The 19345-nt window shown below is 68.0% G+C and carries 19 protein-coding genes and 4 tRNA genes; 9 read left to right on the top strand and 14 right to left on the bottom strand.

From position 1 onward, the window contains the following. Positions 1–18: 18 nt before the first annotated feature. From LQ771_RS08110 to gloB, 8 genes are all read right to left on the bottom strand, one after another. Complete coding sequence (locus LQ771_RS08110) at positions 19–378, bottom strand: DUF1428 domain-containing protein (RefSeq protein ID WP_231348907.1); 360 nt, start codon at positions 376–378, stop codon at positions 19–21. Positions 379–831: 453 nt separating this feature from the next. Next, on the bottom strand, positions 832–1341 hold the full coding sequence (gene msrA / locus LQ771_RS08105) for a peptide-methionine (S)-S-oxide reductase MsrA (protein ID WP_231348906.1): 510 nt from the start codon (positions 1339–1341) through the stop codon (positions 832–834). Then, the gene (msrB, locus tag LQ771_RS08100) at positions 1338–1799 is read right to left on the bottom strand and encodes a peptide-methionine (R)-S-oxide reductase MsrB (RefSeq protein WP_231348905.1); all 462 of its coding nucleotides are present in this window, start codon (positions 1797–1799) and stop codon (positions 1338–1340) included. Before msrB ends, msrA begins: the two co-directional genes overlap by 4 nt. A gap of 170 nt (positions 1800–1969) precedes the next feature. Beyond that, on the bottom strand, positions 1970–2449 hold the full coding sequence (locus tag LQ771_RS08095) for an Hsp20 family protein (RefSeq protein ID WP_231348904.1): 480 nt from the start codon (positions 2447–2449) through the stop codon (positions 1970–1972). A 692-nt stretch (positions 2450–3141) separates the two neighbouring features. Continuing rightward, positions 3142–3591, bottom strand: coding sequence for a hypothetical protein (locus LQ771_RS08090; RefSeq protein ID WP_231348903.1), 450 nt, complete (start codon positions 3589–3591; stop codon positions 3142–3144). A gap of 90 nt (positions 3592–3681) precedes the next feature. After that, complete coding sequence (locus tag LQ771_RS08085; protein ID WP_231348902.1) at positions 3682–4995, bottom strand: metal-dependent hydrolase family protein; 1314 nt, start codon at positions 4993–4995, stop codon at positions 3682–3684. Positions 4996–5359: 364 nt separating this feature from the next. Then, positions 5360–6610 (bottom strand): transglycosylase SLT domain-containing protein, encoded by a 1251-nt coding sequence (locus LQ771_RS08080; protein WP_231348901.1) that lies wholly within the window; start codon positions 6608–6610, stop codon positions 5360–5362. Further along, positions 6607–7371 carry a hydroxyacylglutathione hydrolase gene (gloB, locus tag LQ771_RS08075; protein ID WP_231348900.1) on the bottom strand — a complete coding sequence of 255 codons (765 nt, stop codon included), beginning with the start codon at positions 7369–7371 and terminating at the stop codon, positions 6607–6609. The genes LQ771_RS08080 and gloB overlap by 4 nt, the downstream gene beginning before the upstream one ends. Before the next feature lie 115 nt (positions 7372–7486). Here gloB and LQ771_RS08070 point away from each other — a divergent pair, with 115 nt between their 5' ends. Genes LQ771_RS08070 through dnaQ form a run of 3 tightly spaced genes read left to right on the top strand, consistent with a single transcriptional unit; the run spans position 7487 to position 9449 of the window. After that, entirely contained in the window at positions 7487–8257 is a 771-nt protein-coding gene (locus tag LQ771_RS08070; RefSeq protein ID WP_231348899.1) for a class I SAM-dependent methyltransferase, read from the top strand. 17 nt (positions 8258–8274) lie between these two features. Then, positions 8275–8718, top strand: a complete 444-nt coding sequence (rnhA, locus tag LQ771_RS08065; RefSeq protein ID WP_231348898.1) for a ribonuclease HI — start codon at positions 8275–8277, stop codon at positions 8716–8718. Continuing rightward, positions 8715–9449, top strand: coding sequence for a DNA polymerase III subunit epsilon (gene dnaQ / locus LQ771_RS08060; protein WP_231348897.1), 735 nt, complete (start codon positions 8715–8717; stop codon positions 9447–9449). Before rnhA ends, dnaQ begins: the two co-directional genes overlap by 4 nt. Positions 9450–9453: 4 nt before the next feature. Here dnaQ and LQ771_RS08055 read toward each other — a convergent pair whose 3' ends face one another. From LQ771_RS08055 to ppsA, 3 genes are all read right to left on the bottom strand, one after another. Next, positions 9454–10158 (bottom strand): PP2C family protein-serine/threonine phosphatase, encoded by a 705-nt coding sequence (locus LQ771_RS08055; RefSeq protein ID WP_231348896.1) that lies wholly within the window; start codon positions 10156–10158, stop codon positions 9454–9456. 105 nt (positions 10159–10263) lie between these two features. After that, positions 10264–10353: transfer RNA gene (locus tag LQ771_RS08050), tRNA-Ser, on the bottom strand. A 158-nt stretch (positions 10354–10511) separates the two neighbouring features. Continuing rightward, positions 10512–12884 (bottom strand): phosphoenolpyruvate synthase, encoded by a 2373-nt coding sequence (ppsA, locus tag LQ771_RS08045; RefSeq protein WP_231348895.1) that lies wholly within the window; start codon positions 12882–12884, stop codon positions 10512–10514. 223 nt (positions 12885–13107) lie between these two features. Between ppsA and ppsR the strand changes: the two genes are divergently transcribed. Together ppsR and LQ771_RS08035 are read left to right on the top strand one after the other, a co-directional pair. Beyond that, positions 13108–13923 carry a posphoenolpyruvate synthetase regulatory kinase/phosphorylase PpsR gene (ppsR, locus tag LQ771_RS08040; protein ID WP_231348894.1) on the top strand — a complete coding sequence of 272 codons (816 nt, stop codon included), beginning with the start codon at positions 13108–13110 and terminating at the stop codon, positions 13921–13923. A gap of 15 nt (positions 13924–13938) precedes the next feature. Further along, positions 13939–14397 carry a DUF1249 domain-containing protein gene (locus tag LQ771_RS08035; RefSeq protein ID WP_231348893.1) on the top strand — a complete coding sequence of 153 codons (459 nt, stop codon included), beginning with the start codon at positions 13939–13941 and terminating at the stop codon, positions 14395–14397. A 170-nt stretch (positions 14398–14567) separates the two neighbouring features. Here LQ771_RS08035 and LQ771_RS08030 read toward each other — a convergent pair. From LQ771_RS08030 to LQ771_RS08020, 3 genes are all read right to left on the bottom strand, one after another. After that, positions 14568–14644: transfer RNA gene (locus LQ771_RS08030), tRNA-Asp, on the bottom strand. 38 nt (positions 14645–14682) lie between these two features. Beyond that, a tRNA-Glu gene (locus tag LQ771_RS08025) sits at positions 14683–14758 on the bottom strand. Between the two features lie 9 nt (positions 14759–14767). Beyond that, a tRNA-Ala gene (locus tag LQ771_RS08020) sits at positions 14768–14843 on the bottom strand. A 162-nt stretch (positions 14844–15005) separates the two neighbouring features. Here LQ771_RS08020 and LQ771_RS08015 point away from each other — a divergent pair. From LQ771_RS08015 to LQ771_RS08000, 4 genes are all read left to right on the top strand, one after another. Then, positions 15006–16760, top strand: coding sequence for a cation:proton antiporter (locus tag LQ771_RS08015; RefSeq protein ID WP_231348892.1), 1755 nt, complete (start codon positions 15006–15008; stop codon positions 16758–16760). 139 nt (positions 16761–16899) lie between these two features. Beyond that, entirely contained in the window at positions 16900–17655 is a 756-nt protein-coding gene (locus LQ771_RS08010; protein WP_231348891.1) for an FKBP-type peptidyl-prolyl cis-trans isomerase, read from the top strand. A 121-nt stretch (positions 17656–17776) separates the two neighbouring features. Continuing rightward, positions 17777–19123 (top strand): UDP-glucose dehydrogenase family protein, encoded by a 1347-nt coding sequence (locus LQ771_RS08005; RefSeq protein WP_231351876.1) that lies wholly within the window; start codon positions 17777–17779, stop codon positions 19121–19123. Further along, positions 19116–19328: a SlyX family protein gene (locus LQ771_RS08000; RefSeq protein WP_231348890.1), complete on the top strand. Its 213-nt coding sequence runs from the start codon at positions 19116–19118 to the stop codon at positions 19326–19328. Before LQ771_RS08005 ends, LQ771_RS08000 begins: the two co-directional genes overlap by 8 nt. Positions 19329–19345: the final 17 nt, after the last annotated feature.

The following is a 19345-nucleotide window of genomic DNA, read 5'->3' as shown; positions in this document are numbered from 1 at the left end:
GGGGCGGACGCCCGCACCTCAGCGGCCCAACTCCACCACTGGCGCAAACCCGCCGAAGATCATCCGCTTGCCGTCGAATGGCATCGGGCTGTTCTCCGGGCTCAGGCGCGGGTCCTTCATCATCTTTTCCATGCCGGCATCGCGCGTGGCCTTGTCGGGCCATTCGATCCAGGAGAACACCACCGCTTCCTCCGGCGTCGCCTGCACGGCACGGCGGAAGTCGGTGAGCTTGCCCTCGGGGACGTCATCCCCCCAGCATTCGATCACGCGCGTGGCGCCGTATTCGAGAAAGCAGGCGTCGAAAGTGCTGGCGTGCTCGATGAACTTCTCCCGGTTGGCCGCGGGCACGGCGATCACGAAACCGTCGATGTAGGACATGGCATGGGCTCCTCTGGCGGGGTTGCCTCATGTCGACGATCCGGGGCGCGGGAAATCGACACGGCGGCCGTATTCAGGTGCGATGGGGCGAGCGGTGGCTCCAGCCCGAATTTTCTTCCCTCCGGCGGCACCGGCTGGCCATGCCTGGTCCGACGTCCCGGCTGCTGGCTCGGGTCACCGGCGTTGAACAGCACCACGAACTCCAGGCTGGCCGCAGCGCTCTGGAGGGCCGCACAGGATGCCGATCGCCACCGTCTTGAGTGCAGTGGCAAGCCCCCGGTGGCGGCCCGCACGGGAAAGGGCTGGCGCGTCATGCCGGGCGCGAGTCCGGCAGTCGAAGTGGGCAGGGGTCCGGGGCGCGCGCAGGGGGCGCCCCACAGCGAGCGGGAGGATAGGCAGGTCGCGCGAGGCCGCAGGAGCGCGCCCGGCGCGCGACCGCCATCCGCTGTGCCGTCAGCCGGCCTCGGCGCGCCGGGGCAGCTTCCACTCCGGCCGCACGAAGTGGCAGGTGTAGCCGGTGGGGTAGTGCTGCAGATAGTCCTGGTGCTCCGGCTCGGCCTCCCAGAAATCGCCGGCGGGCTCGACCTCGGTCACTGCCTTGCCGGGCCACAGGCCCGAGGCGTCGACATCGGCCAGGGTCTCCCTGGCCACGCGCTCCTGCTCCCCGGTGGTGTAGTAGATCGCCGAGCGGTAGCTGGTGCCGCGGTCGTTGCCCTGGCGATTGGGCGTGGTCGGGTCGTGGATCTGGAAGAAAAACTCCAGCAGGCGGCGATAGCTGATCCTCTGCGGGTCGAACACGATCTCCACGGCCTCGGCGTGGGTGCCGTGGTTGCGATAGGTGGCGTGGGCCACGTCGCCGCCGGCATAGCCCACGCGGGTGGAGATCACGCCCGGCTGCTGGCGTAGCAGTTCCTGCATGCCCCAGAAGCAGCCGCCGGCGAGGACGGCGCGTTCGGTACTCATCGGTGGGCCTCCTTCGTCGTATCGAAAAGTTCGCGGTACTCGCCGTAGCCCTCGCGCTCGAGCGCGTCGAGCGGGACGAAACGCAGCGAGGCCGAGTTGATGCAGTAGCGCAGGCCGCCGGTTTCGCGCGGCCCGTCCGGAAAGACGTGGCCCAGGTGGCTGTCGCCATGGCTGGAGCGGACCTCGGTACGGATCATGCCGTGGCTCATGTCGCGTTTCTCCACCACATGCGCCGGCTCGACCGGGCGGCTGAAACTGGGCCAGCCGCAGTGGCCGTCGAACTTGTCCAGCGAGGTGAACAGCGGTTCGCCGGATACGACGTCGACGTAGAGGCCGGGTTCACGGTGGTCGTTGAACGCGTTGTCGAACGGCCGCTCGGTGCCGTTCTGCTGGGTCACGCGGAACTGCTCGGGGGTGAGGCGGGCGAGCGCCTCGGGCGTCTTGCGGTAGTCGGGCATGGCGGCCTCTCGGATGCGTCGGCGTGGGCGGTGCGTGGGGGAACATGGGGGCGTGCTCTCCCCATCCAAGCGCCGGACGTTGCAGAAGAAGGCGGCCCGCCGCAAGGCAGGCCGCCGAGCATCACCGCAATCGCCCGGCTCCGACAGGGCTGTCCGGAGCCGGCTGGGCTTCAGGCCGCCTGAGCCTCGATCTGGCGCGGGCCGGATTCCAGCGTGGCATCGCCGCCCGCCGTGCCGATGGCAATTCGGCGCGGCCGCATGGCCTCGGGGATCTCGCGTTCCAGTTCGATGGTGAGTAGGCCGTCGGCGAGGTTGGCACCGGTGACCTTCACATGGTCCGCGAGCTCGAAGCGGCGCGTGAAGGCGCGACTGGCGATGCCGCGGTACAGGTATTCGCCTGCCTGCTCGCCGTTCCTGCGCTCGCCGGTCACCACCAGCAGGTTGGGCTGCACCGAGATGTCCAACTCGTCGCGGCGGAAGCCGGCGACGGCCATGGTGATGCAGTAGCGGTCCTCGCTCAGCTTGACCGTGTCGTAGGGCGGCCAGTTGTCCGCCCCCTGGGCCCGGGCGGCGTTCTCGAGCATGTCGAATATGCGGTCGAACCCGATGCTGGACCGATGCAGCGGGGCCAGATCGAACATCGTGCGCATGACCATATCCTCCTCAAGAGCAACATGGAAAGGGCCGCCGGCCCGTGGCCCGGCGGCGCCAGCTTCGCTGGCGAGCGTCAGCTAGGGGCGCTGCACGCGCTTTCAAGTCTGCTGTTTCAGCGGGCGTTTAGACGTCCAGGCGGACACGTTTCACCGTGGCGGGCGAGGGGTTTCGACACACCCGTCCGGACCTTCTCATGGCGCCACGGGGCCGGGCTTGGTAACGAACAGCGGGGCGGGCCGGTTGCTCGGACTGCCAGCGGTGGAGAGTCCCGAGGCGCATGTGAAGACCAGTCGATGGAGCGGGTGGCATTATGTGCCGCCCCCGGACCGCGTGCCGGGGACATACGATGCTTCGCCGGCTTCCCTGTTCCGGTTACGCATGCTCTCGGGCCGACGCACCCATCACCGCCAGCGCGGTTACGGACGGAGCGAGCCCATGCAAGCGCAACCTTCTCCCGACACGATCCTGCCCGGCCTGGCGTTCTGGGCCTCAAGAGCCTGCTGAGCGCGATCGAGCTGAACATGTTGATCGGGACCCCGGGGGATCCGATCACACGGGGGTGGATTGCGCCGGGTGGATGATGGAAGCGGGCTTCCGCCCAGACGCGCACCGGGCATCTGGTGGGACCCGATTCGATGGTGGTCGGGGTCAAGTAACCCGGAGCATCACTTGCCCCGCGTGAGGCCGGCTACCGGTCATCGCGTCCGAAGCGCATGCGGACCACGACCTGGAAGATGTGGAGCGCGGCGATCACCATCGGCAGCGTTATGTCGGCAGCCGGTACGGGTTGCGGAGTGCGGAGCAAGGTTTCGGAGTGGATGAGTACCTGTGGGTGGAACTGGACGCGGGCCTCGGTCTTTTCCAGGTACTCGCGAAGGTCACCGATAAGCTTGCTGACCGCCTGTCGTTTCTTCTCGCTCTTCGAGAGCGCACGGTTGTGCCTGAGGTCATCGGCCAGCGCCGCCATGGTGCGAAACCACCTCGCAGCCTCTTCCCGTGTCAGCCTGAGCAGGACGTTCTGGAACTCATCGTCCATGCCCGCCTTCCCGATGGCCACGCTGGACTTCGATCGCTGCGCCGCGTACCGGATGCTGACCCGGGCGCGATCACGAACATGCGCTTGCTGATACCTGGACACGATGGACACTCCTTGATCGGGGGGCGGGCAAACCGGGCGGCCTGCCTGCCCATTCCTGGTTTTCCTGGTGACGGCACGCGGTGTCGTCTGCTATTCCGGCTGCTTGTACACCCGCCCATCCTTCATCACGAACGGGACGTGCACCAAGGCGCCGATGTCGACGGTCGGGTCGCCTTGCACCGCGATGATGTCGGCTTCCAGCCCGGCCTTGAGCTGCCCGAACCGGTCCTGCTGGCGCAGGATCTTCGCGTCAACCGTCGTGGCGGCGAGCAGTGCCTGCGCCGGGCGCATGCCGTCGCGGACCATCCATTCCAGCTCCTTGTAGTTCTCGCCGTGGGTGAATACGCCCACGTCGCTGCCGTCGCCGATGGTGACGCCGGCATCCAGCGCGAGCTTGAACGCATGGGCGGACTGCCGCATGTCGGCATCGAGCGGTTGGCCGGGCTTCCAGCCGCGGAAGTACCGGGCGTAGGCCGCCTCGGCTTCCAGCGTGGGCAGGTAGGCGACGCCGTGCTGCTTCATCAGCTCGAATACCTCGCGGGTGCCGCCGTAGCCGTGTTCGATGGTGTCGACGCCGGCCAGCACGGCGCGGCGCATGCCTTCGGCCGTGGTGGCATGTGCGGAGACCGGCAGGCCGAGCGAGTGGGCGGTTTCCACGCCGGCCTTCAGTTCCTCCTCGCTGAACGTGGGTACCGGGCCGTGGCTCTTGCCGCAGTGGTAGTCGGCATAGAGCTTGATCCAGTCGGCGCCGTGGCCGGCCTGGTCGCGCACGGCGTCGATCATCTGCGGCACGCCGCTGACCGGGATACCGCCCTGGGGCAGATCGAGATCGCTGCGGAAACCGGACGGCCCGGGGCCGTAGCAGTGCGCGGCGATGGTCGCGCGCGTGGCGACGAACAGGTGCGGGCCGGGAATCAGGCCCTGGTCGATGGCGTGCTGGACGTCCACGTCGGCGTAGCCGGCGCCCTCGGTGCCCAGGTCGCGCAGCGCGGTGAAGCCGGCCATCAGCGTGTCGCGCGCGTGCTGCACGGCTTCGATGGTGCGGTAGGGCAGGGTTTCCTTGAGCACCTGGTCGTTCCACAGGGTCTCGTTGTAGGGGTGCAGGAAGATGTGCGAGTGCGCGTCGATCAGGCCGGGCAGCAGGGTCGTGCCGGGCAGGTCGATGGTCTGCGTGCCGGGCGGCAGCTGCAGCTGCGCGGCCGGGCCGACCGCCACGATCCTGTCGCCTTGCACCAGCACCGCCCAGCCCGCGTGCGCCTGTTCGCTGCGGGCGTCGAACACACGGTCGGCCTTGAGCAGCCAGGGGTGGTCGGCGGCTTCGGGCGTGGCGGCGCGGGTGATGCCCGCGAGCAGGAGGCTGCCGAACAGCACGGCAAGCAGACGGTGGGGGCGCGGCAATGGCATGGACGTGTTCCTTCCGGTGGGCCGTGCCGCCTGTTGTATCACCGAGCCGCCCGCTTCCGCAGAGGGCCTGGAATCGCCCGGCTGCAGGACATTCCTCGACGAACGGCGACCCCGGGTCGCGTCCAGAGGGCCCACCCGCGGTCGAGGAAGCGCTCCTCGCGTAGTCGGGCATTCCGGCTACGGAGCGGCGGGGAGGCTTCGCGAGGTACGTCTGCGGTCCGGGCGCCGCAGCGGGCTGCTGCCTTCACCATGACACGGTGCGGCAGCGCTTCGGCGGGATGAGCGCAATGGCGCACGCGCCGGTGGAAGGCGGCGATCCAGGACGGCTGCGGCGGCGCGCGCGCGCCGGCAGCCCTCCGCGTCGTCAGTCGGGCGCGCTGACTGTCAGCTTCTGACCGATACGGATGGCGCTGCCGTCCAGATGGTTCCAGCGCTTCAGCTGGGCGACCCGCACGTGGTAGCGGTGGGCGAGCTCGAACAGCGTGTCGCCGCGGCTGACCACGTGGACGACCGGCTTGTCGCGCGCACCGGCCGGAAGCGTGTCCGGGATGTGCTCGTCCTTGCTGGTAGCGGGCGTGTCGTCATCGCCCAGGTCCGGCAGCGCGGGCTTTGCGCTCACGCTGGCGGTGCGTTCGCCGGGATCGCCGAGCGCCTCCGCCAGCAGCGTCGCACGCAACTGGTTGGCATGCCGGCGTGGCAACAGGAGGCGGCCGCCACGGTTGGGGTCGATGACGCCATTGCGATAGCCCGCGTTTATGACGCTCAGCGCCTCCAGCGGCAGGCCCGCGTGGCGGGCCGCCTCTTTCAGTGACAGGCGGCGCTTCACCTCGACGGCAACCAGTTGTTCGTCTTCGTCCAGCGTGGGCAGGGTGACGTGGAAGCGTTCCGGCTCGCGCACCACGCAGGCGATCGCCATCAGCTTGACCAGGTGCGCGCGGGTGCCTGCGCGGACCGGCAGCGTGGGCACCGCCGGCTCGGCCGCCGGTGCGCCCTCGCGGTTGACCAGGTGCTCGATGCCGTAGCGGCCGGCGTTGTAGGCGTAATCGGCCAGGCGCCAATCCTGGAAGTAGTCGTGGTAATGGCTGAGCAGCGCCATCACCTTGTCGGTCGATTCGGTCAGGTCCAGGCGCGCGTCGTAGCTGCGCCCCACATCCAGGCCCATGTGACGCGCCGTGCCGGGGATGATCTGCCACATGCCGGCGGGGCGGTTCTTGTGCGGCGGGACCGGGTTGAAGTGGCTCTCCACCCACGGCAGCAGCGCGAACTCGCCGGGTACGTCGTGGCGCATGGCGCTCGCTTCCACGTACACCAGCCGCGGCAGGATGCGCCGCATCTGTGCCTCGAAGTGCTTGGGCGAGCGCGTGTAGCGGCGGGCCCAGGTTTCGATCGCCGGATCGCCGGCGCAATCGGCCATGGCGAAGCTGCCGCGCAGTCGCTCCCACACATTGGTGGTGGTGACCGGCTCCTGGGGAACCGCCGCCGCGGCTGCGGCGTCCGGTACGCGGGTCGCGGGGGCCTCGGCGGAGGGCGGGGTGGTCCGGGGTGCAGGTGTGGTGGCGCAGGCCGCGATCAGCAGCGACAGGGCAAGCGGCAGGGGACGCAGTATGTGTTTCATCCTTGGAAGACATCCTTTGCGGCGCGCAGCGCGGCGAAGCGTTCGATCCGGCTGTCGGCGGCGTGCTGCCGGCTGGCCCATTCGGCCAACGGCTCGCTGTCGATGCGCAGGAAGGGATTGCAGGCCAGCTCGCTGGCCAGCGTCACGGGAACGGTGGGACGGCCCTGCACACGCGCCGCGGCCGCCTCGTCGCAGCGGGCGGCCAACGCCTGGTTGGCCGGGTCGACCTGGCGCGCGAAGCGACCATTGGCCTGGGTGTACTCGTGTCCGCAGCAGACCTTCAGGTCGCCCGGCAGTGCGGCCAGCCGATCGAGCGAGGCGAGCATCTGCGCCGGCGTGCCTTCGAACAGACGCCCGCAGCCGAGACTGAACAGAGTGTCGCCGCAGAACAGCGCGCCTTCGCCGGCATAGGCGATGTGGCTGCGGGTATGACCGGGAACCTCCAGCACCTCGAAGCGTGCCAAGGGGTGTTCCAGGGCAACGACGTCGCCGTCGCCCACACGGCGGTCGACGTTGTCGATGCGTCCGTCGTGCGGCGCGTAGACGGTCGCGCCGTGGCGGGCGCGCAGCGCCGCGGCCCCTGCGACGTGGTCGCCGTGGTGATGGGTCAGCAGGATCGCGCGCAGCCGGAGCCGGCGCTCCGCCAGGGCGGCTTCGACGGGTGCGGCTTCGCCGGGATCGACGACGAGCGCAAGGCCGGCGTCGTCGTGCATCAACCAGATGTAGTTGTCGGCAAGCGCCGGTAACGGTACGACGTGCAAGGAGGGTCTCCGCAGTCTTCGTATCGACTGGCGCAGGCTTCCGGCTTGCGCGAACCGCCCGACTATAAGTGCCGTATCCGGGTCGCTCGTTAGTGAGTCGTTAAATGTGTGATTCGTGTTCAGGCAGGTGGCCGGTTCCGCGACCTGTGACGCGCTTGCGACCGCCAGCGGCTACACTTCGGTTTTGCTGCAGGGCGGGCGCGACATGGCCGAGCGCGATCAAGACATCTACGCCAGCAAGCCGATGCGCGGCCTGCTTGCCGCAGAAGCGCAGGCGCTGGCTCCGGAATTGCAACGCTGCGCCGGCGCGTACGGTTTGCAGGTGTCGGCCATCGCGCACGAGCGCCCGCCGGCCTCTCCGATGCTCGACCGCTGGGTGCACCTGCACCTGGACGGCGACCGTTGCTCCGGCGACCTGCACACGCGTCCAGACGAAGCGCTGCCGTTCCTGGACGATGCCTTCGGCCTGGTGCTGATCAGCCATGCGCTGGAAGTGGCGCCCGATGCGCAGTTCCTGCTGCGCGAAGCGGCTCGCGTACTCGTGCCGGGCGGCATGCTCGCGCTGACCGGCATGCATCCGGCCAGCGGCTGGCTGCCCTGGCTGCTGTGGCGTGGCCAGCGCGGCGTGAACCTGGAATCCCCGCTGCGCATCGGCCATTGGCTGCGCGGCGCCGAACTCAACGTCGAGCGCGTGCAGCGGGTCGGCCCGATGTGGCCCAGCTCGGCGGTGGTGCCGCATCACGGTGGCCCGCTTGGCGGCGGCTACCTGCTGATCGCGCGCAAGCGCCGCCAGGCCATTGCACCGGTTCGCCTGCGGCCGCGCGCGATCGCGGCGGCACCGGTCGCCGGCCTGGCGCCGGGTGCGCGCCGCAGCGCCGCCGCCTGATTCTTTCGCGAGGAACGATGACCGAAGTCGAAGCGTTTACCGACGGCGCGTGCCTGGGCAATCCCGGGCCGGGCGGCTGGGCCGCCCTGCTGCGCGCCAAGGGTGTCGAGCGCCTGTTGTCGGGCGGCGAGACGGACACCACCAACAACCGCATGGAGCTGATGGCCGCAATCGGCGCGCTGGAAGCGCTGACACGCCCGTGCAAGGTCGTGCTCACCACCGACTCGCGCTACGTCATGCAGGGCATCGAGCAGTGGTTGCCGAGGTGGGTTGCCAACGGCTGGCGCACGTCCGACAGGAAACCGGTGAAGAACCAGGATCTGTGGGAGCGGTTGGCGGCGGCCAAGGCGCCCCATCAGGTACGCTGGGCTTGGGTGCGCGGCCACACGGGCCACGTGGAAAACGAGCGCGTCGACACCGCCGCGCGCGAGCAGGCCGAGCGCCACAGGGGCAGGGCATGAGACAGATCGTTCTGGATACCGAGACCACCGGCCTGGAAGTGCGCCAGGGCCACCGGTTGATCGAAATCGCCTGTGTGGAGCTCGTCGAGCGCCGCCCGACCGGCCGGCACTGGCAGACCTATCTCAACCCCGAACGCACGATCGACGAGGGCGCGCGGCAGGTGACCGGCATCGAGGACGAGTTCCTGCTCGACAAGCCGCTCTTCGCCGAGGTCGTTCACGATTTCCTGGAGTTTATCGGCGACGCCGAGCTGATCATCCACAACGCGAGCTTCGACGTCGGCTTTCTCGACGCGGAGCTGGCGCGCGTGGGCGCGCACATGGGCTGCATCGCCGACCGCTGCCGCGTGATCGACACGCTGGCGATGGCGCGTGAGCGCTACCCCGGCCAGCGCAACAGCCTGGATGCGCTGTGCAAGCGACTGGGCGTGGACAACTCCGCGCGCGACCTGCACGGCGGCCTGATCGACGCGCAGTTGCTGGCCGACGTCTACCTGTACATGACCTCCGGCCAGGTCGCGCTGGACCTGGCCTTCGAAGGTGCCAGCGAGGACGCCGGCGCGGCCGTGCTGGCCCCCGTCACGCTGCGGCGCCGCCCGCGCGTGCTGCGTGCGGACGCGAACGAAATCGCCGCGCACGAGAGCCGCCTGGATGCGTTGGACAAGGCGGCCCAGGGCGGCAGCGTGTGGCGTCGGCTGGAGCAGCCCGAGATGGCGCTGGCCGAGGCCTGAGCGCTCAGCTGACGCGCGCCAGGATCACGGTGATGTTGTCGTCCGCGCTGCCCTCGAGCGCGGCCAGCAGCAGGTGGTCGACGCATTCCTGCGCGGCGAGATCCGCGCGCCCGACTATGCGGGCGATGGCCGCGTCGGAAAGGCTCTCGGTCAGGCCGTCACTGCACAGCACGAAGCGGCTTCCAGGCTCGGCCAGCCCGCGCGCCATGCCGATGTGCAGTTGTCTGATCGCGGTGACGCCCAGCGCCTGGGTGAGCACGTTGCGCTGAGGGTGCCGGTCGGCCAGCGCCGGGTCGAGCTGGCCGGCGGCCACCAGTTCCTGCACCAGCGAATGGTCGTGGCTGACCTGGCGCAGCGCGCCGTCCTGCCACAGATAGATCCGGCTGTCGCCGACCCAGGCCACCTCGTAGCGGTCGCCGGCCAGCCGCAGGGCGGCGACCGTGGTACCCATCGGCAGCCGGTCGGCCGCCGCGCTGGAATGCCGGAACAGCCGCTCGCCCGCGCTCCGCACGGCCTCCACCAGCCCACGCCCGCGCGTGACCTGCTCGACGATCGCATCGCGTACCAGGGCGGCTGCCACCTCGCCATGCTGGTGGCCGCCCATGCCATCGGCGACGAGGAACAGGCCCAGCGCCGGATCGGCGTAGTAGGTGTCCTCGTTGCGCGCGCGGCGCAGGCCGACGTGGGTGCCGTGTCCGAATTCGATCATGGGAAGCCTGAGGGTGCGAGCGCCACGCAGCATGCCGCATGGCGCCGCGCTTCGCAAAAGGACGCAGAAAAACAGAACGCCCCACGAGGGGGCGTTCGTTCTTACTGGCGGAGAGGGTGGGATTCGAACCCACGGTACGCTTGCACGTACGCCTGATTTCGAGTCAGGTACATTCGACCACTCTGCCACCTCTCCGGAAAAGGTGCGCGGGCCGGCGCGAGCCGCGAAGTTTACGCGGCGGCCGGGGCAGTGACAAGCACCGCCATGGTTTTTCGTAGGAGCCCACTTGTGGGCGATGCCTTTGATTCAAGGCCAGAGGATCGCCCACGAGTGGGCTCCTACAACGGCGAGGCTCAGCCTGCCTTTTTCTTGGCCAGGCGCAGCCAGGTGTCGACCACCGTGTCGGGGTTGAGCGACACCGACTCGATACCCTGGTCCATCAGCCACTCGGCCAGGTCCGGATGGTCGCTCGGGCCCTGGCCGCAAATGCCCACGTACTTGCCCTTTTCGCGGGCGGTCTTGATCGCCATCGCGAGCAGCTTCTTCACCGCCGGGTCGCGCTCGTCGAACAGGCTGGCGACGATGCCCGAGTCGCGGTCCAGGCCGAGCGTGAGCTGGGTGAGGTCATTGGAGCCGATCGAGAAGCCATCGAAGATATCCAGGAACTCGTCGGCGAGCAGGGCATTGGACGGTACCTCGCACATCATGATGACCTTGAGGTCGTCCTGGCCCTGCTTGAGGCCGTTTTTCTCCAGCACCTCGACCACCTTGCGGCCTTCGCCCAGCGTGCGCACGAACGGGATCATCACCCAGACGTTGGACAGGCCCATCGTCTCGCGTACCTTCTTGACCGCCTTGCACTCCAGCGCGAAGGACTCGGCGAAGCCGGCATCGACATAGCGGCTGGCGCCGCGGTAGCCGATCATCGGGTTCTCCTCGTGCGGCTCGTAGCGCGAGCCGCCGATCAGGCCGGCGTATTCGTTCGACTTGAAATCGGACAGGCGCACGATCACCGGCTTCGGATAGACCGAGGCGGCGATGGTGGCGATGCCCTCGGCCAGGCGGTCGACGTAGAACGACACCGGGTCGGCGTAGCCGGCCATGCGCTCGTCGATCTTCGCCCTGGTCTCGGCGTCCTGGCGGCTGTATTCGAGCAGCGCCTTCGGGTGCACGCCGATGTGGCTGGCGATGATCATTTCCAGGCGGGCCAGGCCGATGCCGGCGTTGGGCAGCATGCCGAAGTCGAACGCGCGCTCCGGGTTGGCCACGTTCATCATGATCTTGAGCGGGGCCTCGGGCATGGCGCCCAGATCCGCGGTGATGCGGTCGAAGGCGAGCTTGCCTTCGTAGATCGTGCCGGTGTCGCCTTCGGCGCAGGACACGGTCACCTCCGCGCCGTCCGGAATCGCCTGCAGCGCGTTGCCGGTGCCGACCACGGCCGGCACGCCCAGCTCGCGGGCGATGATCGCCGCGTGGCAGGTGCGGCCGCCGCGGTTGGTCACGATGGCGGCGGCGCGCTTCATGATCGGCTCCCAGTCGGGGTCGGTCATGTCGGCGACCAGCACGTCGCCGTTCTGGAACTCATGCATCTGGCTGATCGACTTGACCACGCGGGCCTTGCCGGAGCCGATCTTCTGGCCGATGGCGCGGCCCTCGGCCAGCACCTTGCCCTTTTCGTTGAGCTGGAAGCGCTCCAGCTGCGTGGCGTGGTCGCGCGACTTAACGGTCTCCGGGCGCGCCTGCACGATGTAGAGCTTGCCGGTGTTGCCGTCCTTCGCCCACTCGATGTCCATCGGGCGGCCGTAGTGCTGCTCGATGACCAGCGCCTGCTTGGCCAGCTCCTGCACGTCCTCGTCGGAAATGCAGAACCTGTTGCGCAGGTCGGTCGGGGTTTCCTCGATGCGCACGCGCTCGCCGGGCTGGTCCGAATAGACCATGCGCTGCTGCTTGGCGCCGAGACTGCGGCGGAGCAGGGCGGGCTTGCCGGCCTTGAGCGTGGGCTTGAAGACGTAGAACTCGTCGGGGTTGACCGCGCCCTGCACGACCATCTCGCCCAGCCCGTAGGAACCGGTGACGAACACCACGTCGCGGAAGCCCGACTCGGTGTCCAGCGTGAACAGCACGCCGGAGGCGCCGATGTCCGAACGCACCATCAGCTGCACGCCGGCGGAGAGGAACACGTCCTCGTGCTTGAAACCCTGGTGCACGCGGTAGGCGATCGCGCGGTCGTTGTAGAGCGAAGCGAAGACTTCCTTCACCTTGTGCAGCACGTCGTCGATGCCGACCACGTTCAAGAAGGTTTCCTGCTGGCCGGCGAAGGAGGCGTCCGGCAGGTCCTCGGCGGTGGCCGACGAGCGCACGGCGACGGCGATGTTCCCGGCGCCGGCGTCCTTGCACAGCTTGGCGTAGGCGTCACGGATGGCCTGGTCCAGGTCCTGCGGCAGCGGCGTCTCGGTGACCCAGCTGCGGATCTCCTTGCCGGCGGCGGTCAGCGCTTCGACGTCTTCCACGTCCAGGCCGTCCAGCCGTGCCCGGATGCGCTTGGCCACGCCGCTCTTGTCCAGGTATTGCTGGAATGCCTCGGCGGTGGTGGCGAAGCCGCCGGGCACCGACACGCCGAGCTTGGCGAGGTTGCCGATCATCTCGCCGAGCGAGGCGTTCTTGCCGCCGACCTTGCCAAGGTCGGTCATGCGCAGGTTGTCCAGCCAAAGCACCAGGTCGTTCAAGGGAATCTCCTTAGTAAAGCTCGGGTAATACGCTGCGCCGTGCCCCGAATCGGGCCGCAAAGGACTGGTATTGTCCGCTTTCGATGGTGCACGGCACAAGAAGACCATTTGTTCGCGATGCCGCGCCAACTGCATACCAGTCAGCGCGGAGTCAAGCAGGGACAGGCTTTGGCGCTTGCGCTAAGGTGCCAGGCCAGGCCCGGCGAACAAATGGAAGGCAGGCATGCAACGTACGGTTTTCTTCATATCCGACTCCACTGGTATTACCGCGGAGACGATCGGCAACTCCATCCTCGCGCAGTTCGAGGGCATCCAGTTCGACAAGCATCGCCTGCCGTTCGTGGACGACGCGCATAAGGCCGAGGCCGCTGCGCTCCGGATCAAGACCCGATACGCGCAGACCGGGGAGCGGCCGATCGTGGTGAACACGATGGCCGACCGCGGCCTGTGCGAGATCGTCGCCGCCAGCGGCGCGCTGATGCTGGACGTGTTCGCGCCGTTCATCGGGCCGCTGGAAGGGGAGCTGGGGGCCAAGCGCTCGGGGATGGTCAACCGTTCGCATGGCCTGGTCGACTTCGACAAGTACGAGGCGCGCATCAACGCGACCAACTATGCACTGGCGCACGACGACGGCGTGGACGTGGACTACGCGCAGGCCGACCTGATCCTGATCGGCGTGTCGCGCTCGGGCAAGACGCCGACCTGCCTGTACATGGCCTTGCATTACGGTGTCAAAGCCGCCAACTACCCGCTGACCGACGACGACCTGGACAAGCTGGAACTCCCCAAGCGGCTCAAGCCCTACAAGGACCGGCTGTTCGGGCTCACCATCGACCCGCAGCGGCTGGCGCAGATTCGCGAGCAACGCAGACCGAACAGCCGCTATGCCACCGTGCAGCAGTGCCGCTGGGAGCTGGAGCAGGCCGACCGGCTGATGCGCCAGGCGGGGATCTCGTCGCTCAACACCACCCACGTGTCGATCGAAGAGATCGCCAGCAAGATCTTCGAGCGCTTCGGTATCGAGCGCACCATGTTTTGAGGTATATGCAGCTTGATGAGTGCCGTATTGGACAACCGCTCCGCCTTGCTCCCGGGACGCTTCGAGTTCCTGATGGGGCTGTACGCGGAGAACTACCACCGCCTAGCGCACCTGTTCGCGCCGCAGACGCTGGCGCCGGGGCGCTACCGCTCCAGCGTGGACGATGGACTGGACGTGCACATGCACGTGCAGGAGCGCCATCCCTACACACTGGAGCTGGAGCTGACCTACGGCTTCGTCGATGCGCACACCGGGCATCCGACACCGTCGGCACAGTTGCGCATGTACACCGACGCACACGTCGCCGAGGCGCTGCACTGCCATCCAGGCAGGCACCTGTGGCAGGTGCTGGGGCCGTTTCCGGAGGCGCACACGGTGCTGCAGCACCGGCTGCGCATGAACGGATTTCTGTCGCGCTGGCTGGAGTACCTTGCGGAGCAGGGGCATTCGGCCGGCACGCTCGAAACCGCCTGAGGGCTCTCCCGTAGGAGCCCACTTGTGGGCGATCTTTTTCGCCCCTCGGGGAGGTCCTGGATGGCGATGCGGACGGTCGAACGAGGAGCTTCGCCCACAAGTGGGCTCCTACAAAGGGGCGCGTAAATTGCAGGCAACAAAAAACCCGCACTGGGCGGGCTTCTCGTAAATGGCGGAGCGGACGGGACTCGAACCCGCGACCTCCGGCGTGACAGGCCAGCATTCTAACCAGCTGAACTACCGCTCCGCGTTGTCTTCCAGCTACACAAAGTGCGAGGCCAACCTTGGCGTCCCCACGGGGATTCGAACCCCGGTCGCCACCGTGAAAGGGTGATGTCCTAGGCCTCTAGACGATGGGGACGGATTAGGTTGGTGGAGCCAGGCGGGATCGAACCGCCGACCTCCTGCATGCCATGCAGGCGCTCTCCCAGCTGAGCTATGGCCCCGCCGCTGGAAGCCCGGAAGAATAGGCACGGTTGGCGAATCCGTCAAGCTTTTTTTAGAAGAATTTCGCGCTTGCCCGTCACGCGCGGGACGTCGCATCGACATCTTCAATCGACACCCTCACAGGTGACGTAAGCTGGACGGCCACACCCACCGGAGCATCCATGCACGAGATCGGTTTCATCCGCGACCTTGCCATGGTGATGATCGTGGCGGGGGCCACCACCGTGCTGTTCCAGCGCCTGCGCCAGCCGGTGCTGCTGGGCTACATATTGGCCGGCGTGCTGATCGGTCCGCACACGCCTGGCGTGCTGGTGGGCGACCCACGCGCAATCGACGACATTTCCAACCTCGGTGTCGTGCTGCTGATGTTCACGCTGGGTCTGGAGTTCAGCGTGCGCAAGCTGCGCGAAGTCGGCATGGGCGTGCTGCTGGTCGCGGTGATCGAGGTTGGCCTGATGTTCTGGATCGGCACGGGTGTGGGAGAGGCGCTCGGCTGGAACCGGATGGATGCGCTGTTCCTGGGCGCGCTGATCTCTTTGTCTTCGACCATGGTCGCCACGCGCACCCTGGCCGCGGGCGGCTTGCGGCACCTGCCGTTCGCGCAGCGGGTGGTTGGCACCCTGGTGGCCGAGGACGTGCTGGCGATCGTGATCCTCACGGTGCTCGGTGCAGTGGCGCTCGGCGGCGCCATGGAGGCTGGAAAGGCACTGACGATAGTGGGGCGCGTCGGGCTGTTCGTGGTCGCGGGAATGATCCTGGGCCTGTTGCTGCTGCCGAGGCTCATCGACTACGTGGGCGGTTTCGGACGCGACGAGACGCTGCTGGTGAGCGCCCTGGGCGTGTGTTTCGGTGCCAGCCTGTTCGCCGCGTGGCTGGGTTTCAGCGTGGCGCTCGGGGCGTTCCTGGCCGGTGCGGTGATTGCGGAGGCCCGCAATGCGCATCGCGTGATGCGGCTGGTCGAGCCGTTGCGCGACATGTTCGCCGCGCTGTTCTTCGTGGCCATCGGCCTGAAGATCGACCCGGCGCTTCTGTGGCAGTACGTGTTGCCGGCGCTCGGGATCGCGGCGGTGGTGATGGTCGGCAAGACCCTGGCGGTCGGCATGGGCATGGTCGCGATGGGGCAGGACGTCCGCTCCTCGATCCGCACGGGCCTGAGCATGGCGCAGATCGGCGAGTTCTCCTTCGTGATCGCTGCGCTGGGCGCCTCGCTGGGCGTGGTCAGCGACTTCGTCTACCCGATCGCCGTCGCGGTGTCGGTGGTGTGTATGGCAGCCTCGCCTTACCTGGTGGGCCACGCCAACGGCATCGTCGATGGGATGCGTCGCGCCGCGCCCGGGCCGCTGCGGCTGCTGCTGACCAGTTACTCGAGCTGGTTGGGGAACCTGCGGCCGGTGCAGCAGAACGCGATGATCGCCGCCATGCTGCGGCGACTGCTCTGGCATATCGGCGTCAACGTGGTGCTGGTGGTGACGCTGTTCGTGATCGGTGCCTACGTCAATGCGCACAACTGGGCGTGGTTCTCCACGCTCGGGGTCGGGCGCGAGGCGCGCCATTCGGTGATCTTCGCGGCGGCGCTGTTCCTGTCGTTGCCGATGCTCATCGCGATCTACCGCAAGGCCGAGGCTTTGGGCATGCTGCTGGCGGAACTGGGCATCCGCGAGCATTTCGCCGGTGGCTACACGCACGCGATCCGCAGCCTGCTGGCGCGGCTCATCCCGCTGGGCACGCTGCTGGCGCTGGGCCTGCTGGTGAGCGTGCTGGGCTCCGCGATCCTGCCCCCCCGTGGCGTGGCGATCGTGTTGCTGGTGGCCGGCGTGCTGCTGTCGGCGGTGCTGTGGCGCGCGCTGGTGAAGATGCATGCCAGGCTGCAGGCGGCCTTGCGGGACACGCTGGAGCGGCCGTCTACGGACGAGTGAAGGGAACCTTTCCAAACCATGACGGTCGACAGCCGGTGTCGTTGCCAAGACCGCTCGACGCGCCTCACAATGCTCCGCCTGCCTCCATCGGGGAGGCCCGGCCGCATTGCCGGCATATCCAAATACGAGGGAGTTCTTCATGAAGCATTTTCTGCGTCCCACGCTGACGGCGGCCACCCTGGCCGTTGCGCTGGGCATGACCGCGGGGGTCCACGCCCAGTCCGCCAAGTCGGGCGCCGCCGGCACGGTCGACAAGACCAAGGCCAGCTACGTGGTCGGCTGGGACCTGGCCAGCCAGCTGCCGCCGCTGGTGCGTGAGGAAGTCGATCCCGCGACGGTCGCGCGTGCCGTGCAGTCGGCGCTGTCGGGCCAGAAGCCGACGATGAGCGAAACCGAGGCAAAGAGCGTGCGCGATGCCTTCGTCGCCAAGCTGCAGGCCAAGGCCAAGGCCCAGTACGAGAAGGTCGCCTCCGAGAACAAGGCCAAGGGCGAAGCCTTCCTCGCCAAGAACAAGAGCGCGCCGGGCGTGAAGACCACCGCCTCGGGCCTGCAGTACAAGGTGATCAGCGAAGGCACCGGCTCGCGTCCGGGCCCGAACGACACCGTGCAGGTGAACTACGTCGGGACGTTCGTCGATGGCGAGAAGTTCGACGCTTCGGGCGATCATGACAAGGGCCCGGCCTCGATCCCGCTGCAGGGCGTGATTCCGGGCTTCCGTGAAGGTCTGCAGCTGATGAAGACCGGCGCGCATTACATGCTCTACATCCCGTCGAACCTGGCCTACGGCGCGCAGCCGCAGAACGGCTTCCCGCCGAACGCCACGATCATTTTCGACGTGACCCTGGTGAAGACTGGTCCTACCCCGGCCGGCGGCCAGGACCAGGCGGGCAAGTAAGCTCTCCCGCATCGGTGCATGAAAGGGCGCGGAGCGATCCGCGCCCTTTTCTTGTATGCAATGGTTGGCAGTGGTGGCTGTTAGAATCCGCGATCGTTTTGTTGGAGCGAGCGCTCGGATGATGAATGTCACCCTGTTCGGCACCGGCTACGTGGGCCTGGTCACCGGCACCTGCCTGGCGGAGATGGGCAACCGCGTGCTTTGCGTCGACGTGGACGCGGCCAAGGTCTCGCGCCTGAAGCATGGCGAGGTGCCGATCTACGAGCCGGGCCTCTCGCCGATGGTCAAGCGCAACCACGAAAGTGGCCGGCTGGACTTCACCACCGAGGCCGAACCGGCGGTACAGCACGGCGAGGTGATCTTCATCGCCGTCGGCACGCCGCCGGACGAGGACGGCAGCGCCGACCTGCGCTACGTGCTGGAAGTGGCGCGCACCATCGGCAAGTACCTCAACCGCTACGCGGTGGTGGTCAACAAGTCGACCGTGCCGGTGGGTACCGCGGACAAGGTGCGCGCGACCATCGCCCAGGCGCTGGCCGAGCGCGGTGCGGTGATCCCGTTCGACGTGGTCTCCAACCCCGAGTTCCTGAAGGAAGGCGACGCGGTGGAGGACTGCCTGCGGCCCGACCGCATCGTGATCGGCAGTTCCAGCGAGCGCGCCACCGGCGTGCTGCGCAAGCTGTACGCGCCGTTCAACCGCAACCACGACCGCACGGTGGTGATGGACGAGCGCTCGGCCGAGCTGACCAAGTACGCGGCCAACGCGATGCTGGCGACCAAGATCAGCTTCATGAACGAGATCGCCAACATCGCCGAGCGCGTGGGCGCGGACATCGAGCAGGTGCGCCGCGGCATCGGCTCGGACCCGCGCATCGGCTACCACTTCATCTACCCGGGCGCCGGCTACGGCGGCTCGTGCTTTCCCAAGGACGTGCAGGCGCTGGAGCGCACCGCGCGCGGGGTGGGCTACGAGGCGAAATTGCTGGGCGCGGTGGAGGCGGTCAACCACGCGCAGAAGGGCAAGCTGTTCGAGCTGATCGAGCGCCACTGCGCCGGCGCGCTCAAGGGCAAGACGGTGGCGCTGTGGGGCCTGGCGTTCAAGCCCAACACCGACGACATGCGCGAGGCCTCGAGCCGGCGGCTGATGGAGCAGCTGTGGGCGGCCGGCGCGAAGGTGCGCGCGTTCGACCCGGAGGCGCGCGAGGAAACCACGCGCATCTACGGCGAGCGGGCCGACCTCGCGCTGTGCGAGGACGCGTACGAGGCGCTGGAGGGCGCGGACGTGCTGGCGATCGTGACCGAGTGGAAGGCGTTCCGCGCGCCGGACTTCACACGCATCCGCGACGCACTGAAGGACCCGGCAATCTTCGACGGGCGCAACCTGTACGACCCGGCGCAGGTGGAGGAGGCGGGGCTGGCCTATTACGGCATCGGGCGCGGGCGTTCGCTGAGGGCGGCGAATGTCTGACATCGAGCGCCGCCTGGAAGAACTCGAGGTACGCCTCACCTTCGTCGACGACACGGTCGCCGCACTGGCCGCCGCCGATGCCGACCAGGCCATGCGACTGGTGGCGCTGGAGCGCGTGCTGCACGACCTGCGCGCCGAGCTGGCTTCGCTTCGTACGGCGCAGGGCAGCGATCCGCACAGCGAGCCGCCGCCGCCTCACTATTGATAGGTACCGGACGCGCC

This window comes from Frateuria soli (genome assembly GCF_021117385.1).
Taxonomy (GTDB): Bacteria; Pseudomonadota; Gammaproteobacteria; order Xanthomonadales; family Rhodanobacteraceae; genus Frateuria_A; species Frateuria_A soli.
The sequence above is the reverse complement of the archived record's forward strand: the minus strand, read 5'-3'. Positions and strand labels throughout refer to the sequence as shown.

Excerpts from the sequence above, each read along its gene's own strand:
- LQ771_RS08110 (WP_231348907.1), bottom strand. The coding sequence starts at position 378 with ATGTCCTACATCGACGGTTTCGTGATCGCCGTGCCCGCGGCCAACCGG.
- msrA (WP_231348906.1), bottom strand. The coding sequence starts at position 1,341 with ATGAGTACCGAACGCGCCGTCCTCGCCGGCGGCTGCTTCTGGGGCATG.
- msrB (WP_231348905.1), bottom strand. The coding sequence starts at position 1,799 with ATGCCCGACTACCGCAAGACGCCCGAGGCGCTCGCCCGCCTCACCCCC.
- LQ771_RS08095 (WP_231348904.1), bottom strand. The coding sequence starts at position 2,449 with ATGCGCACGATGTTCGATCTGGCCCCGCTGCATCGGTCCAGCATCGGG.
- LQ771_RS08085 (WP_231348902.1), bottom strand. The coding sequence starts at position 4,995 with ATGCCATTGCCGCGCCCCCACCGTCTGCTTGCCGTGCTGTTCGGCAGC.
- LQ771_RS08080 (WP_231348901.1), bottom strand. The coding sequence starts at position 6,610 with ATGAAACACATACTGCGTCCCCTGCCGCTTGCCCTGTCGCTGCTGATC.
- rnhA (WP_231348898.1), top strand. The coding sequence starts at position 8,275 with ATGACCGAAGTCGAAGCGTTTACCGACGGCGCGTGCCTGGGCAATCCC.
- dnaQ (WP_231348897.1), top strand. The coding sequence starts at position 8,715 with ATGAGACAGATCGTTCTGGATACCGAGACCACCGGCCTGGAAGTGCGC.
- LQ771_RS08055 (WP_231348896.1), bottom strand. The coding sequence starts at position 10,158 with ATGATCGAATTCGGACACGGCACCCACGTCGGCCTGCGCCGCGCGCGC.
- ppsR (WP_231348894.1), top strand. The coding sequence starts at position 13,108 with ATGCAACGTACGGTTTTCTTCATATCCGACTCCACTGGTATTACCGCG.
- LQ771_RS08035 (WP_231348893.1), top strand. The coding sequence starts at position 13,939 with ATGAGTGCCGTATTGGACAACCGCTCCGCCTTGCTCCCGGGACGCTTC.
- LQ771_RS08015 (WP_231348892.1), top strand. The coding sequence starts at position 15,006 with ATGCACGAGATCGGTTTCATCCGCGACCTTGCCATGGTGATGATCGTG.
- LQ771_RS08010 (WP_231348891.1), top strand. The coding sequence starts at position 16,900 with ATGAAGCATTTTCTGCGTCCCACGCTGACGGCGGCCACCCTGGCCGTT.
- LQ771_RS08005 (WP_231351876.1), top strand. The coding sequence starts at position 17,777 with ATGAATGTCACCCTGTTCGGCACCGGCTACGTGGGCCTGGTCACCGGC.
- LQ771_RS08000 (WP_231348890.1), top strand. The coding sequence starts at position 19,116 with ATGTCTGACATCGAGCGCCGCCTGGAAGAACTCGAGGTACGCCTCACC.